The organism is Cellulomonas sp. NPDC057328, from assembly GCF_042667215.1.
Lineage (GTDB): Bacteria > Actinomycetota > Actinomycetes > Actinomycetales > Cellulomonadaceae > Cellulomonas.
Genome location: NZ_JBHUZW010000030.1, coordinates 1 through 14,917, shown reverse-complemented (window position 1 = coordinate 14,917; position 14,917 = coordinate 1). Strand labels below are relative to the sequence as shown.

General features: G+C 74.2%; 9 protein-coding genes. 3 read left to right on the top strand and 6 right to left on the bottom strand.

The genetic code is table 11. The annotated features are described in order from the left end of the window. Positions 1-245: 245 nt before the first annotated feature. From ACFUMH_RS07805 to ACFUMH_RS07790, 4 genes are all read right to left on the bottom strand, one after another. Positions 246-2,003, bottom strand: coding sequence for a beta-galactosidase family protein (locus ACFUMH_RS07805; RefSeq protein ID WP_378202948.1), 1,758 nt, complete (start codon positions 2,001-2,003; stop codon positions 246-248). Between the two features lie 186 nt (positions 2,004-2,189). Further along, entirely contained in the window at positions 2,190-3,503 is a 1,314-nt protein-coding gene (locus ACFUMH_RS07800; protein ID WP_378202945.1) for an ABC transporter substrate-binding protein, read from the bottom strand. Between the two features lie 75 nt (positions 3,504-3,578). After that, a complete protein-coding gene (locus ACFUMH_RS07795) occupies positions 3,579-4,538 on the bottom strand; it encodes a carbohydrate ABC transporter permease (RefSeq protein ID WP_378202942.1) in 960 nt (319 codons plus the stop codon). Positions 4,539-4,541: 3 nt separating this feature from the next. Beyond that, complete coding sequence (locus tag ACFUMH_RS07790) at positions 4,542-5,465, bottom strand: carbohydrate ABC transporter permease (protein WP_378202939.1); 924 nt, start codon at positions 5,463-5,465, stop codon at positions 4,542-4,544. A 188-nt stretch (positions 5,466-5,653) separates the two neighbouring features. Between ACFUMH_RS07790 and ACFUMH_RS07785 the strand changes: the two genes are divergently transcribed. Then, positions 5,654-6,685, top strand: a complete 1,032-nt coding sequence (locus ACFUMH_RS07785) for a LacI family DNA-binding transcriptional regulator (protein ID WP_378202936.1) — start codon at positions 5,654-5,656, stop codon at positions 6,683-6,685. 505 nt (positions 6,686-7,190) lie between these two features. On the opposite strand, the gene ACFUMH_RS07780 is transcribed toward ACFUMH_RS07785, so the two are convergent. Together ACFUMH_RS07780 and ACFUMH_RS07775 are read right to left on the bottom strand one after the other, a co-directional pair. After that, positions 7,191-11,882, bottom strand: coding sequence for a lamin tail domain-containing protein (locus ACFUMH_RS07780; RefSeq protein WP_378202933.1), 4,692 nt, complete (start codon positions 11,880-11,882; stop codon positions 7,191-7,193). Between the two features lie 193 nt (positions 11,883-12,075). Continuing rightward, positions 12,076-12,957, bottom strand: a complete 882-nt coding sequence (locus ACFUMH_RS07775) for a TetR/AcrR family transcriptional regulator (RefSeq protein WP_378202930.1) — start codon at positions 12,955-12,957, stop codon at positions 12,076-12,078. Positions 12,958-13,086: 129 nt separating this feature from the next. Here ACFUMH_RS07775 and ACFUMH_RS07770 point away from each other — a divergent pair, with 129 nt between their 5' ends. After that, on the top strand, positions 13,087-14,040 hold the full coding sequence (locus tag ACFUMH_RS07770) for an ABC transporter ATP-binding protein (RefSeq protein ID WP_378202927.1): 954 nt from the start codon (positions 13,087-13,089) through the stop codon (positions 14,038-14,040). Beyond that, complete coding sequence (locus tag ACFUMH_RS07765) at positions 14,037-14,807, top strand: ABC transporter permease (RefSeq protein ID WP_378202924.1); 771 nt, start codon at positions 14,037-14,039, stop codon at positions 14,805-14,807. The genes ACFUMH_RS07770 and ACFUMH_RS07765 overlap by 4 nt, the downstream gene beginning before the upstream one ends. Positions 14,808-14,917: the final 110 nt, after the last annotated feature.

The window sequence follows — 14,917 nt, the reverse complement described above, 5'->3', positions numbered from 1 at the left end:
CTCCCGCTGTCGATCGACGTGACGTCGTCGTCATCGGTCCTCTTCTCTGAGGTCGCGTCTTTCCTGGGTCGTGCTGGGTCGTGCGGGGTCGTGCGGGGTCGTGCCGGTCGTGCCGGGTGGTGCGGTCGTGCGAGGGGGTGGACCGGCGGGCCGGGACGGGCACCGGGGGACTGCGTCGTGCCCGTACCGACCCGCCGGGGTCGGTGGGGTGCGGCCGCGCGGCCGCACCGGTCAGGACCGCGGCGTCAGAACTCGGTGTGCCCGAGGTCCGGGGCGTCGACGAGCTCGAGCGCGCCGGCACCGCCGAGCAGCTCGAGGACGACGACGCGGTCGCCGCGGCCGGTCACGGCCGGCGCGGGGGCGTAGAGGGTGGTCTGCGGGCCCTTGGACCAGTAGCGGCCGAGCGACGTGCCGTTCACCCAGACGACGCCCTTGCCCCAGCCGCGCGTGGAGACGAACAGGTCGGCCTGCGGCAGGTCGGCCTCCCAGACGCTGAACGACGGCCCGGGCACGGGGGCGGTGGACGCGGGGGCGTCGGCCGCCAGCGCCGGGGACGCCGCGAGCGCGTCGACGTCGACGGGCAGCACGCGCCAGCCGGTGAGCGGCCGGCCGGCGAGCGTCACCGGGCCGATCAGGCCCTTGGCCTCGCCGATCCGCGGGCCGTAGTTGACGCGGCCCTGGTCCTCGACGAGCACGTCGAGGCGGCCGGCGCCGGCGGGCAGCGTCAGCGACGTGGCGCGCTCCGACCGGTCGATCACGCCTACCGCGCGCCCGTCGAGGAAGACCTGCGCCCGGTCGCGGACCTCGGCGAACGCGAGCACGGCGGGCTCCGCCAGGTCCACCGACGTCCGGTACAGGACGAACCCGCTCGACGCCGCGACCTGCTCGTGCGTCGGCACGTCGTGCGTGTCGACCCAGCCGTCCAGGCCCTCGACGACCGACCACAGGTCGACGGTCCGCCGCCCGTCGCGCAGGACGCCGGTCGGCGCCGGCCGACGCTCCGGCGCGGTCTCCGCGGGCAGCTCCGTGTACCGCCCGAGTACCGCGCGGAACGCGTCGTACTTGGCCGTGCGCGTGCCGTCCTCCGCGAGCGGGGCGTCGTAGTCGTACGACGTGACGGTCGGCTGGTAGACGCCCTTGTCGTTGGCGCCGGACGTGAACCCGGCGTTCGTGCCGCCGTGGAACATGTAGACGTTCACGGACCCGCCCGCCGCGAGCAGCGCGTCGAGGTCGCCCGCCGACTGCGCCGGGTCGGTCGTGTGGTGGTGCGCGCCCCAGTGGTCGAACCAGCCGCACCAGAACTCCATGCACATGAGCGGCCCGGTGGGCTGGTGCCGGCGCAGAGTCTCCAGCCGCTCGGGCGTGCGCGACCCGAACGTCGCCGTGCGGTGCAGCTCCGGCAGGCCGCCGCGCTCGAGCATCGCGTCGTCGGCCTGGTCGCACGTGAGCAGCGGGACCTCGATGCCCTGCGCGCGGTTGATGGCGACGAGCGCGCGCAGGTACTCCTTGTCGTCGCCGTACGCGCCGTACTCGTTCTCCACCTGCACGGCGATCACCGGCCCACCGCGCGTGACCTGGCGCTCCGCGACGATCGGCAGCACGTGCTCGAGGTACTGCTGCACGGCCTTCATGTACGTCGGCTCGTTGCGCCGCACGCCGACGCCGGGCATGCGGAACAGCCACGCCGGGAACCCGCCGTTGTCCCACTCGGCGCAGATGTACGGGCCGGGCCGCACGATCGCGTGCATGCCCTCCGCCGCGACGAGGTCGAGGAACCGGCCGAGGTCGCGGGGGCCCGTCGTGTCGAACACGTCGGGCGTCGGCGCGTGCACGTTCCACGCGACGTACGTCTCGACGGTGTTGAGGCCCATGAGCCGCGCCGAGCGGATGCGGTCGGCCCACAGGTCCGGGTGCACGCGGAAGTAGTGCAGCGCGCCGGACAGCACCTGGTGCGGGCGGCCGTCGAGCAGGAAGTCCTGCTCGCCGATCTCGAACGTGGGCATGGCGGGGCTCCTCGGGTCGGGAGGCGGGTGCAGCGGTGGGTCGCACGTCCACGACGGAGGGGCGGTGCCCCTCCCACGTCGGCGGGCGAGCCGGTGGGGGTGTGCAGGTCCGGGCGACGAGCGGGCCCGGTGACGAGCCGGGGGCGGCGACGCGTGCGCCGCCGCCCCCGGTCCGTCGTCAGGGGGTCACTCGACCGTGAAGCCCTGGTCGTTGCCGTAGGTGGTGAGCTGGTCCTGCCACGTGGCGAGGCCCTCGGCGATCGTCGTGTCGGACACGTAGGCCTGACCGACGGTGTCGTTGAAGACGCTGTTCGCGTAGACCTGGTAGGGCAGGTACTGCCAGCCCTCGGAGACGTCCGAGGCGGCCTGCGAGAGGACCTCGTTGATCTTCTGGCCGCCGAAGTACTCCGACTCCTGGCCCAGGTACTCCTCGGACTCGAGGTCCGCGACCGTGGCGGGGAAGCCGCCGCCGTCGAGGCGCAGCTGCACGCCCTCGCCGGAGGACGCGAACTCGAGGAAGTCGTACGCGAGCGCCTTGTTCTCCGAAGCCTCGGTCACGGACATCGCCGAGCCGCCGTTCTCGGCCGTGACGGACTCGCCCTCGGCCCACTGGGGCATCGGGGCGACGCGCCACCTGCCGGCACCCTCGGGCACGCCGGACTCGAAGTTGCCGGGCATCCACGCGCCGGTGACGAGCGTGGCGATGGTGCCGTTGCCGAGGCCCTGGTACCACTCGTCGCTCCACGCGCTGATCGGCGCGACGAGGTCCTCGCCGACGAGCTGCTGCCACATCGTGGCGTACTGCTCCGAGCCCTCGTCCGCGAGGTCGATCGTCACGTCGGTGCCGTCCACCTGGAACGGGCGACCGCCGGCCTGCCACATGAGCGACGTGGCCAGGCCCGCGTCGCCGGTGTCGGCCGTGATGTACGCGTTCGGGTCGGCCGTGTGCAGCGTGCGGGCCGCGGCGACGTACTCGTCCCACGTCGTCGGCACCTCGATGCCGTGCTGCGTGAAGACCTCCTCGTTGTAGAAGAGCGCCATCGGGCCGGAGTCGAGCGGGAGGCCGTAGATGCCCTCGCCCTGCTGCACCGCGTTCCACGGGCCGGGCGTGTAGGTGCCCTCGAGCTCGCCGGCGCCGAGGTCGGTGAGGTCGGCCAGCGACTCGCCGATCGCGAACTGCGGCAGCGCGTAGTACTCGATCTGGGCCAGGTCGGGCACGCCCGAGCCGGCGCTGATCGCGTTCTGCAGGGCCGTGTACTGGTCGTTGCCGGTGCCCGCGTTGACGAGCTCGATCTCGACGTCCGGGTTGGCCTCCATGTAGGCCTCGGCGATGGGCTCGACGGTCGGGTCCCACGCCCAGACGAGGAGCTCGCCGCCCTCCTCGGCGGCGGCCTCCGGGTCGGCGTCGCCGCCGCCGCCGCTGCAGGCGGCGAGCGTCAGCGCGAGCGTGCCGACGAGGGCGGCACCGCGGAACGCGGCGCCTCGGGTCGTGCGGGTCATGGGGTGTCCTCTCACGTCGTCGTACGGGAACGGTGGTGCGGGGGCGGCGGCGGGCGCCGTGGTGCGGGGGTGCCGTCACTCCTTCACGGAGCCGGCCGCGAGACCGGACTGCCAGTAGCGCTGGAGGAAGAGGAAGGCGACGACCAGGGGGACGATCGTCAGGACGGACCCGGTGATGACGAGGTGGAAGATCGCCTCGCCGCCCGCGGTGGCGGCCTGCGCGTTCCACGCGTTGAGGCCGAGCGTCAGCGGGTACCAGTCGGGGTCCTTCAGCATGATCAGTGGCAGGAAGTAGTTGTTCCACGTCGCGACCATCGTGAAGAGCAGCACCGTGACGATGCCCGGGGCGAGCAGCGGCAGGCAGACCTGCGCGAACGTGCGGGCCTCGGTGGCGCCGTCGATGCGTGCCGCCTCCATGAGCTCGGTGGGGATCGCCTCCGCGGCGAACGTCCACATGAGGTAGAGGCCGAACGGCGAGATCAGCGACGGGATGATGACCGACCACGGCGTGTTGGTCAGGCCCATCTGGCTGAACATGAGGAACGTCGGCACGGCGAGCGCGGTGCCGGGGACGGCGACGGCGCCGATGACGACGGCGAACACGCCGCGCTTGCCGGGGAACTGGAACTTCGCCAGCCCGTACCCGCCGAGCACCGCGAGCAGCGTCGCGCCGCCCGCGCCCAGCACCACGTAGAGCACGGTGTTGAGGAACCAGCGGACGAAGATGCCGTCGTCGTAGGTGAGCGTCTGGCCGATGTTGGTCAGCAGCGCGAACGAGTCGCCGAACCAGAGGCCGAACGACGTGAGCAGGTCGCCCTGCGTCTTCGTCGCGTTGATGACGAGCCACGCGAGCGGGACCAGCGCGTACAGGAGGACGAGCGCGGTGAGGACCGTGAGCAGGACGGACCGGCGCGGACGGTCGGCGCTGTGGCCGCGGGTGCGGCCGGTCCCGGGGCGCTGCCCGGCACCGCGCGTGCTGCGCAGGCGGGGTGCGGACGACCGGGGCGTCGTGGGGGTCGGGGTCGCGGTGGTCATCGCTCACGCCTCCTTGCGCATGCCGCGCAGCTGGACGACGTAGGCGATCACCATCGTGAGGACGCCCATGATGAGGGCGACCGTGGCCGAGTAGTTGTACTGCTGGCCCGAGAAGGACAGCGAGAACGCGTACAGGTTCGGCGTGAAGTACGTGGTGATGGCGTTGGGCGCCAGGGACTGCAGGATGCTCGGCTCGTTGAACAGCTGGAAGCTGCCGATGATCGAGAAGATGCCCGCGATGACGAGCGCGCCGCGGATCGCGGGCAGCTTGATCGCCGTGATGACCCGCCACTGGCCGGCGCCGTCGATCTCGGCCGCCTCGTACAGCGAGCTGGGGACCGTGCGCAGCGCGGAGTAGAAGATCAGCATGTTGTAGCCGACGAACTCCCAGGTCACGATGTTGCCGATCGCGGCCAGGACGAGGTCGGGCGACAGCGGGTTCGGCAGGCTGACGCCGAACGCGTCGTTGATGTTGCCGACGAGGCCGAACCGCGTGCCGTACATGAAGCCCCACATGAGCGTCGCGACGACGGCGGGGACGGCGTACGGCAGGAAGATCGAGATGCGGAAGAAGTCCCGCCCGTAGAGCCGGCCGCTGTCGATCGCGAGGGCCACGAGCAGGGCGATGCCGAGCATGACCGGCACCTGCACGGCGAGGAACAGCGTGACGCGGCCGAGCGCGGACCAGAACTGCGGGTCGGCGAGCGCGCGCTGGTAGTTCTCGAGCCCGACGAACGTGGTGCCGCCGACGAGCTGGGTGCGGAACAGGCTGATCCACAGCGAGTACGCGATGGGCGCGAGGAACACGAGCGCGAACACGGCCATGAACGGGCCGACGAAGCCCCAGCCGGTCCACGACGGGCGCGCGCGGCGGCGGCGCACCGCGGCGGCGGGGGCAACCGCGGGGGGCACGGCGGTCTGGGTCACGGGACACTCCTTCGTGGCGCCGATGTTGACGTCACCATTGGCGGCACCCGGCACGTTTCCACCGGGTGTCCGCGAGTGTCAAGCGCTCGTGCGCTGCCGCAGGTCACGGAATGGTGACGTCACCATCCGTCACGTCCGGTGTTGACGACCGCGTCCATGGCGACGTCACCATCGCTATGCTGCTCCGCATGTCGCAGGTGACCTCCGCCCGCGGCCGCCCGGGCCCGTCCATCGCCGACGTCGCACGGCTGGCCGGCGTCTCGCAGCAGACCGTCTCCCGCGTCTCGACCGGCGCCACCAACGTCCGGGCCGAGACGCGCGACCGCGTCCTCGCGGCCATGGACCAGCTCGGCTACAGCCCCAACCACGCCGCCCGCGCGCTGCGCTCCGGCTCGTTCGGCACCATCGGGCTCATCGCCCACCGGCTCACCCGCACGGGGGAGTCGCGCACGTTCGAGGGCGTCGTCGAGGCCGCCCGCCAGCACGGGTACAGCGTCACTCTCGTGGACGTCCGCACGCCGTCGTCGTCCGACGTCTCCGACGCCGTGCGGCGGCTCGACCACCAGGCCATCGACGGCCTCGTCGTCATCCGCGCCGAGGACGCCACGCCGGACACGCTCGCGCTGCCGCCGCGGCTGCCGGTCGTCGTCTCGGACTCGCGGTTCGTCGGGCACCACCCCGCCGTCGGCACCGACCAGGCCGAGGGCGCGTCGCTCGCCGTGCAGCACCTGCTCGACCTCGGCCACCCGACCGTCCACCACGTCGGCGGACCGCTCGACTCGACCCCCGCGCGCGTGCGGGCCGACGCGTGGCGGACCCGGCTGCGCGCGGCTGGTCGGCCCGTGCCGGAGGAGTGGCACGGCGACTGGTCGGCGGCGTCGGGGTACGAGGTCGGGGCGCGCATCGCCGACGACCCGTCGGTCACCGCGGTGTTCTGCGCGAACGACGAGATGGCGGCCGGCGTGGTCCGGGCGCTGCACGAGGCGGGGCGCCGGGTGCCGGAGGACGTGTCCGTCGTCGGCTTCGACGACATCCCCATGGCCGAGTACCTGTGGCCCCCGCTGACGACGGTCCGCCAGGACTTCACGGCCATCGGCGCGGAGCTGGTCGAGCTCCTCATGCGCCAGATCCGCGACCGCAGCCGCCTGGCCGGCCACCACGTGGTGGTCCCGACGACCCTGGTCGAACGCGCGAGCACGGCCCCACCCCGCCCCCGCTGACCGCCGCTCGTCACCCCCGCACGTCGCCCGCCGCACGTCACCCGCCGCACGTCACCTCCCTCCGCCCGTCACCCGCCGCACGTCCCCCGCCGAGCGGAGTACCGGTGCGGCTACGGAGCCCTCGTACGGCCACCGGTATTCCGTTCGGCAGCGGGAGTGGCAGCGGCAGCGGGCGTGTCCGTGTCGAACGGGCCCTGGTGCGCGTGCCGGGGGCCTGGTGCCGACGCGGGAGCCCGTTCGCGGTGGACGGTGCCTGACGTGTCCATGCCGAACGCGACCTGGCGTGCGCCGGCGCGGCCGCACCCGCACGCGAGGTGGCGCTCCCCGAGACCGCACCACCACCACGTCCCTCGCGCCGAGCGGAACAGTGGTGCGCGTTACGGGAGCCGGAACCGCACCGGCATTCCGTTCGCGGCTGGGCGGGGGGATGTGGCGACGCCCTCCCGGTCGGGTGGCCGGGAGGGCGTCGTCGGGTCGGGCGGGCGGGGTCGCCGGCCGCCCGGGGTCAGCTCGCGGTCATCCGCCGGCGCGTGACGACCGCCGCCGCGCCCGCCGCCAGCAGCAGACCGCCGACGAGCGCGAGGCCGAGCGCGTCGGCACCCGTCGTCGCCAGGGCGCCGGACGAGCCGCGGACGCCCGTGCCGCGGGCAGTGCCGGTGCCCGTCGAGGCGCCCGCGCCCGTGCCGGTGTTGGTGCCCGTGCCCGCACCGCTACCGCCGCCCGGCGTGCCGCCGCCCGCGCCCGGCTGACCGCCCGGCTCACCGGGCACCGCGCCGGTGCGCGTGAACGTCACCGTGCGCACCTCCGACTCCACGACCGCGCCGTGCTCGTCGACGACCCGCACGTACCAGCCGTGCGTGCCGTCCGTCGGCGTCCACGCGGCCCGGACGACCGCGCCCTCGGCGCCCGGCAGCACCGGGACCGCGAGGATCGCCGCGTCACCCGCGAGCGGCGACGCCGGCGTACCGAGCGCACCCGCCGCGGGGCGCGTCGCCGGCGTGACCGTCGTCGCCGCCGTCAGCTCGGCGTCCGTGCGCACCTCGGCGTGGAACGCGTCGCCGACCAGCACCTTCGCCCGCGGCGTGATGCCCGCGTCCGCGTACGAGATCGTGAACTCCTGCGCGCCCAGGTCGAGCGTCGGGTCGTCGGAGTTGTAGACCTCGTACGACGGCGAGTACGTGCGGACCTGGATCTGCTCGCCCTCGTTGTCGAAGTGCAGCAGGCGCAGGTAGCCCTGCCCGCCCTCCGGCAGGCCCTGGTAGTCGAACAGCATCTGCGTGACGACGCGCTCGGACGTCCCGTCACCGTCGTCGTCGAACCGGTCGATGCGCGTGTACGCGTCGTGGTAGTGCCCGCTCATCACCATGCGGACGTTCGGGTTGGTCGCCACGACCTCGTCCTGGACGCGCTGCGGCACCGGGCCGAGACCGCCGGTCGTGAGCAGGTACTCGTGCAGGTTGACGATCGCGACCCGGTTCGGGAACCGCGCGAGCGTCTCGTTCATCCACGCGATCTCCGCGTCACCCGGGCCCCAGCCCATCGAGACGACGACGAAGTCGATGCCGCCGGCCGTGAACAGGTCGTAGTGGCCGCGGTTGTCCCGGTACGAGCCGCCGTACCAGGGGTTGCCGGCGAAGCGGGCCTCGCCGAAGTACTGCGAGTACGCGGTGTAGTCCGAGTCGAAGATGCCGACGTCGTGGTTGCCTGCGAGGACGCCGTACGGCAGGCCGGCCTCGTCGAGCATCCGGTACGCGGCGTCCGCGTTGGCCCACTGGTAGGGCTGGTCCCAGTTGTCGACGATGTCGCCGGTGTGGAACAGGTACTGCAGGTTCAGCTCGTCGCGGCGGTCCAGCAGGTACTCGTGGATCGCGAGCTGGTGGTCGTAGAACGCCTCGTTGTAGTACTGCGTGTCCGACTCCCAGGCGAGCGTGAAGTCGTAGTCGGACCGCGGCGTGTCCTGCGGGTGGGCCGGGGTGACCGGCGTGGCGCGCGTGGACAGGTTCGCGCCCGCCCAGCCCTCGGAGTGCTGGACGAGGAAGCGTGCCTTCCCGTCGGCGACGTGCCCCGCGACGGGGACGTCCGCGGCCAGCGTGAACGTCTCCTCGGTGCTGCCGTCGCCGGTGCCGACGTGCCGGTCGACCTCCGCCCACGCACCCGCGGCGACGTCCCACACGTGCAGGACGACCGTCGCGCCGGACTCCGCGGCGCCGTCCCAGGTGGTGACGACCCGCGCACCGTCGCCCGCCTCCGCGGGGACGGCCACGTCGAACAGCTGGTACGGCAGGGCGTCGCCGCCCTCGGTGCGGACGCCCGCGCCGTCGGCCGTGGTCAGCGCGGCGCGCTGCTCCGCGGTGAGGGCGGCGGCGTCGCGGGACGTGGCGGCCGCGTCGCGCGTCGTGCCGGAGGCCGCCGTGACGGCGGCGTCGGTGGCGGCGAAGCGGAACGCCTCGTGGAACGACACCGTGAGCGCGTCGCCGGTCGGGTCACCGACGCGCGCGGCCAGCTCCACCGCGGCGCCCGTGACCTGCGCGCCGTCGGTGGGCGTGAGCAGCTCGACGGACGGCACCTCGTCCGGCGTCGTGAACGTGCGGCGCGCGGTGACGGCGTTGCCGGCCGCGTCGGTCGCGGTCACCGCGACGTGGTGCTCGCCCGGGACGAGCAGCAGCGACGACGTGGCCAGCGGCAGCGTGACCGGCTCGCCGTCGAGCGTCGCGGTGAGACCCGCGACGGACGAGGTGGCGTCCGTGGCCGTCGCGGCGACCCGGATGGTCCCCTGCAGGCCGGCGTCCGACGTCTCGTCCGCGTCGACCGCGATCGTGACGACGGGCGCCGTGTTGTCGACGACCACGTCGGCCGACGCCGTGGCGGTGCCGTCCGTGCCGGTGACGGTGTGCGCGCCGTCGCCGACGGTCGTCGTGTCCCAGGCGTGGCCGACGGCCGTGAAGGCGTCGTCGGGGACCGTGAACGTCGCCACGTAGTCGCCGGTCTTGCCCGCGGAGTCGCCCATCGCGATCGAGCCGCCCGTGTAGCCGGCCGGCACCAGCGTGCGGCCGTCGGGCAGCACGAGGCGCGGGTTCATCGCGGTGAAGTCGTCGTTGTTCTCGTTCGGGTCGTCGCAGGGGTACGCCTTGGTGCCGGCGGACACGAGCACCGTGACGGGCTCGCCCGGGCGGACGGCGTCGAGCGGGACGGACGCCGTGACGGTCTCGACGTTCGAGTACGTCCCGCGCTCGAAGATGGTGAGCACCTGGCCGTCGCGGCACGCGTCGCCCGTCGGCGACGGCAGGACGATGCCGTTCCGGAAGGCCGCGTCCGTGGCGGTCACCTCGACCGCGAACACCGCCGGCTTCTCCAGCTGCGGGCTCGTCGGCGTGAGGGGCGCGCCGTCGACCGCGAGCGCGAGGCCGGCGGTGTCGCCGCTCTCGCTCGCCACCGAGACGGGCGCGGTGCCGGCGAGCAGGTCGCCGTCGGCGACGTTCAGGCGGACGGGGTCGTCGCTCGCGCCCAGCACGGGCAGCGTCACCGGGTCGGTCTCGACCAGGTGGACGCCGTCGGACGCCACCCAGCGGTACGTGTAGGACGACTTCCCGATGAGGTCGACCGACGGGATCGTCGTCGCGAAGCGGCCGGAGCCGTCGTCCTGCAGCGACAGCACGCGGTCGGTCGCGTCGAGGTCCGAGCGCACGTGCAGCTCGACGCGCTTCACCTGCCGGTCGTCGTCGACCGTCGCCGCGAACGTCAGCGGCGCACCGGGCGTGACGACGTCCGGGGACTCGTCCGCGACCGTCGGCGCGGCGGCGTCGGCCACCGGCGTCGTGAGCGTCGCCGGTGCCTGGTCCGCGCCCACCGTGCCCGGCGTCGCGGCGCGCGTGCCGAGCAGGCGCTGCCGCGAGAGGTCGGCCGCGTCGGCGGCGTAGTGGATGCCCCGGTCCGTCGCGACGTCGCGCGCGCCGGCCATGTTGTAGTACGCGCGGCTGACCGTGTGGCCGGTCTGCGTCATGACCTCGACGCCGCGCGGGCTGCCGTTCGCCATGCCGCCGACCTGCATCTCGAGGATGCGCTCGTCCGGCACGTCGACGCCCCAGAACGTGCGGAAGTCGGCGCGCGTCAGCGCCTCGTTGCCGCCGTTCTTCACCCACAGCACGAGCGTGCCGCCGGCCGGGACGACCGCGTCGGCCGGGGTCGCCGGCCACAGCGCGGTGTTCGCGTTCGTGTAGTCCTCGTTCGGGTACAGGTAGCGGATCACGTGGTCCGCGAACGGGATCGGGCGGGTCGTCGGGTTGTAGACCTCGACGTACTCGTAGCCGTCGGCGCCGCCGACGTTGGTCGAGTCCACCATGAGCTCGGTGACCTGGAGCAGGCCGCGCAGGGAGTCCGCCGGCGGGGCCGGTGCGGTCCCGGGGGCGGCCGTCGGGGTCGCGGTCGGCGTGGGCGTCGGCGTGGCCGTCGGCTCCGGGGTCGGGGTCGGCGACGCGGTGGGCGTCGGCTCCTCCGTGGGGGTCGGCGTCGGGTCGGGGTCCGCGGACGTGCGGTCCGCGAGCTGCTCCGGCGCGACGACGCCCGGGCTGGGCGCGGCGAGGGTCGCGAGGACGTCCATGGCGCGCGTGCCGGCGTCCACGGGCGTGCGGAACTGCACGACCTGGTCGACGCCGACGCCGCCCGCCGGCACGAACGACCAGCCGACGACCTCACCGGACGGCGACAGCACGCGGATGCCGCGCTCGCCGCCGTTGGCGATGCCGGCCTGCCCGCTGAGCGGGACCACGGGGTAGTCGGTCGACGGGCCGCCGCGCTGCGCCCAGAACGCGCGGAAGTCGGCGGCGTCGTGCTGCGTCGTGTCGACGTTGCCGGACGTGTACTGCACCCACAGCACGACGGTCCCGCCCGCCGGCACCACGGTCCCCGCAGGCACCGTGAGCGGCTTGTCGCGCGTGCGGTCCGCCGCGTCGGCGAACGTGTAGGCGAGCTGGTACCCGCCCTCGCCGAGGAGGACGTCCGCCCCGGTGGTGTTCGTGATCTCGACGTACTCGAAGTCGTCGTACCCGGTGTTGTCGGGGGCGATCTCCGTGACGACGAGGGGCCACCCGTCGGCGGGTGCGGCGCCCGCGGGGGCGGGCAGCAGGGTGAGCGCGAGCGCGGCGGCGGCAGCCGTGCCGACCGCCTTCGCCGTGTGCGCGCGTGCGGCGTGCGAGGGCATGAGTGTCCTGTCTCGAGGCGAGGGGAGCGCCGCGAGGCTAGGGAGGTGCCGTGGCCCGCGGGTGAACCGCGGGTGACGACGGCAGGGCCGTGCCGTGTCGCTGAATCGACTCGACCGGACGGGTGACGGGGTGGGGTCGCCCGGACGTGGGCCGCCGGCGACGGGCGTCAGGACGTCAGGGGCGTCGGGAGCGTCAGGACAGCAGGCGGGCGATGACGCGTGCGCCGGCCTGCGGGGACAGGCGGGGCGAGCCGGTGAGCCGGCCCTCGAGCGTCGCCACGTTGAGCACGCTGATCACCGCGAGCGCGGTGTCGTAGTCGTCCTGCGTCGTGCCGGGCACGGCGTCCGCGCCCTGGCGCGCGCGCCGGACCTCCGCGACCTGGTCCGCGAGGACCTCGTGCGACGCGACGTGCAGGCGGGCGAGCTCGCCGGACGCCTCCGGGTGGCGCAGCCCGTACGCGAGGAACTCGAGCGAGAGCAGGATGCGGGGGTCGTCCTGCACGCCGCACAGCCAGCCCGCGACGGCCTCCTCGTCGACGCCGTCCACCGTGACGCCGGGGATCGTCGCGTCCGGCGACTCGATGGTGATGTGGAGCCGGTCGCGCGCGAGGGTGAGGAAGACCTCCTCCTTGGACCCGAAGTGCGCGTAGACGGCGCCCTTCGTGTACCCGGCCTCGGCGGCGATGTCCCCGACCGACGCCCCCTCGTAGCCCTTCGCGGCGATGACCCGCGCGGCCGCGGCGAGCAGGTCGGCGCGGGTGCGGTCGACGCGCTGGCGGCGGCGGTCCTCGGCGCGCGCGCCGCCGGCGGCGGGTGCGTCGGCGCCGTCGGTGCCCGTGCCGGTGCCTCCTGCTGTGCCGGTGCCGGCGGGCGACGCGGTCCGGGCCGTCCGCGAGACCGTCTCGGACGCGACGGCGAGCCCGCGCGACGCCTCCCGCAGGGACTGCGCGACCGTCGCGCCGACCTCGGGCACGACCGTGCGCGCCTGGTCGCCCAGCACGCGGGTCAGCGTGGCGGTGGCGTCGACGAGCGCGCGCGTGGCGGCGCTGAGCGCGTCGTGGTCGTCCCGGGCCATGCGCCCAGCGTAGACGGCGCACGTACCACCCGGTACCCGCGACATACCGATCGGTACACCGGTCTTGATGCTGGGCGGTATGCAGGGATACCGTCGGGAACGTACCGACGTGAATCCAAGGAGGCGGAGATGGGCACGGACGTGCTGCTGTCCGTCCGCGGGCTGCGCAAGCGCTACCGCGGGCGGACGGGCGTGCAGGCGAACGACGGGATCGACCTCGACGTGGCGGCGGGCCAGGTGGTCGGGCTGCTCGGCCACAACGGCGCCGGCAAGACGACGCTGGTGCACCAGGTGGTCGGGCTGGTGCGCCCGGACGCGGGCACCATCACGCTCGACGGCGTCGACGCGGTGGCCCACCCCGAGGTGGCGCGGCGGAAGGTGTCGATCCAGGCGCAGGCGAACGTGCCGATCACCGGCCTGACGCCCCGGCGCGCGATCGAGCTCGTCGGGCGCATCCGCGGCGGCGACCGCGCCACCGTCGCGCGCCGCACCGAGGACCTGCTCGACGCCCTCGACCTCGGGGCGTGGGCGGACACCCGCGCCGAGAAGGTCTCCGGCGGCGTCGCCCGCCTGACCTCGTTCGCGATGACGGCCGTGCAGCCCGGCGCGCTGGTCGTGCTCGACGAGCCGACCAACGACGTCGACCCCGTACGCCGGCGCCTGCTGTGGGCGCAGATCCGCGGGCTCGCCGACGCCGGGCACGCCGTCCTGCTCGTCACGCACAACGTGCGGGAGGCCGAGCGCGTCGTCGACCACCTCGCGGTCCTCGACCACGGCGTCGTCCTCGCGGCCGACACGCCCGCCGGGCTCACGGGCACGCTGCGCGGGTCGCTGACGCTCGAGGTGGACCTGCCGCACGACGGCCCGGTGGCGTGGCACCCGGCGGTCGTCCCCGGCGCCGGCGGGCGGCTTCGGGCCACCGGCACCGTGGCCGCCGACCGTGCACCCGACGTCGTCGCGTGGGCGCAGGGCGAGGTCGACGCCGGCCGCCTCGAGCGGTACGCGCTCACGCCGGCGTCGCTCGAGGACGTCTACGTCCGGCTCGTCGGCGAGGACCGCGCGACCGAGGAGGTGGCGGCATGACCACCACCCACGAGGTCGCCCGTCCCGACGTCGCGACCGCCGCCCGGCAGACGCTGCTGCTCGTGCAGTGGCAGTTCCGCCGGCAGAGCCAGTTCCTGCCGCTCATGGTGGTCGTGCAGGCGTTCATGGCCGTCGCGACCGTCGTCGGCTACGGGCTGCTCGTCGGCGACCCGGACCCGCTCACGGCGCTCTACCTGGCCACGGGCGCGCCGACCATCACCCTCATCACCATCGGCCTGGTGCTCACGCCGCAGCTGCTGTCGCAGTCGCGCACCGAGGGCAGTCTCGACTGGCTGCGCACGCTGCCCGTCCCGCGCACCGCGTTCCTCGTCGGCGACCTGCTGGTGTGGACGCTGCTCGCGCTGCCCGGCATGGTGCTCGGCGTCCTCGTCGGGGTGTGGCGGTTCGACGTCGACCTGGCGCTCGCGCCGTGGCTCGTGCCCGCGACCCTGCTGGTCTCGCTGACGGCCGCGTCCGTCGGCTACGCGATGGCGGCCCTGCTGCCGCCGGCGCTCGCCCAGCTGCTCACGCAGGCGCTCGTGTTCGTCGTGCTGCTGTTCTCACCCGTGTCGTACCCCGCCGAGCGCATGCCGCAGTGGCTGCAGGACGCGCACGCGTGGGCGCCGATCGAGCCGATGGCGCAGCTGGTCCGCGCGGGCCTGGCGTCGGACACGTTCACCCTGCCGGGACGGTCGCTGGCGGTGCTGCTCGCGTGGTGCGCGATAGCGGTCGTCGGGGCGGTGCTGGCGCTGCGGAGGCGGGCGTAGGGGGTGGGGCGGGCCGCGGCGCCCCGCGCCGGCGGGCGCCCCCCGCCCCGCCGCCCGGCGGCAACCGGGACCGGGCCGGGGGGGTGTATCTGGGCGGCCCCACCAATAAC

Excerpts from the sequence above, each read along its gene's own strand:
- ACFUMH_RS07800 (WP_378202945.1), bottom strand. The coding sequence starts at position 3,503 with ATGACCCGCACGACCCGAGGCGCCGCGTTCCGCGGTGCCGCCCTCGTC.
- ACFUMH_RS07770 (WP_378202927.1), top strand. The coding sequence starts at position 13,087 with ATGGGCACGGACGTGCTGCTGTCCGTCCGCGGGCTGCGCAAGCGCTAC.
- ACFUMH_RS07805 (WP_378202948.1), bottom strand. The coding sequence starts at position 2,003 with ATGCCCACGTTCGAGATCGGCGAGCAGGACTTCCTGCTCGACGGCCGC.
- ACFUMH_RS07780 (WP_378202933.1), bottom strand. The coding sequence starts at position 11,882 with ATGCCCTCGCACGCCGCACGCGCGCACACGGCGAAGGCGGTCGGCACG.
- ACFUMH_RS07785 (WP_378202936.1), top strand. The coding sequence starts at position 5,654 with ATGTCGCAGGTGACCTCCGCCCGCGGCCGCCCGGGCCCGTCCATCGCC.
- ACFUMH_RS07765 (WP_378202924.1), top strand. The coding sequence starts at position 14,037 with ATGACCACCACCCACGAGGTCGCCCGTCCCGACGTCGCGACCGCCGCC.
- ACFUMH_RS07775 (WP_378202930.1), bottom strand. The coding sequence starts at position 12,957 with ATGGCCCGGGACGACCACGACGCGCTCAGCGCCGCCACGCGCGCGCTC.
- ACFUMH_RS07795 (WP_378202942.1), bottom strand. The coding sequence starts at position 4,538 with ATGACCACCGCGACCCCGACCCCCACGACGCCCCGGTCGTCCGCACCC.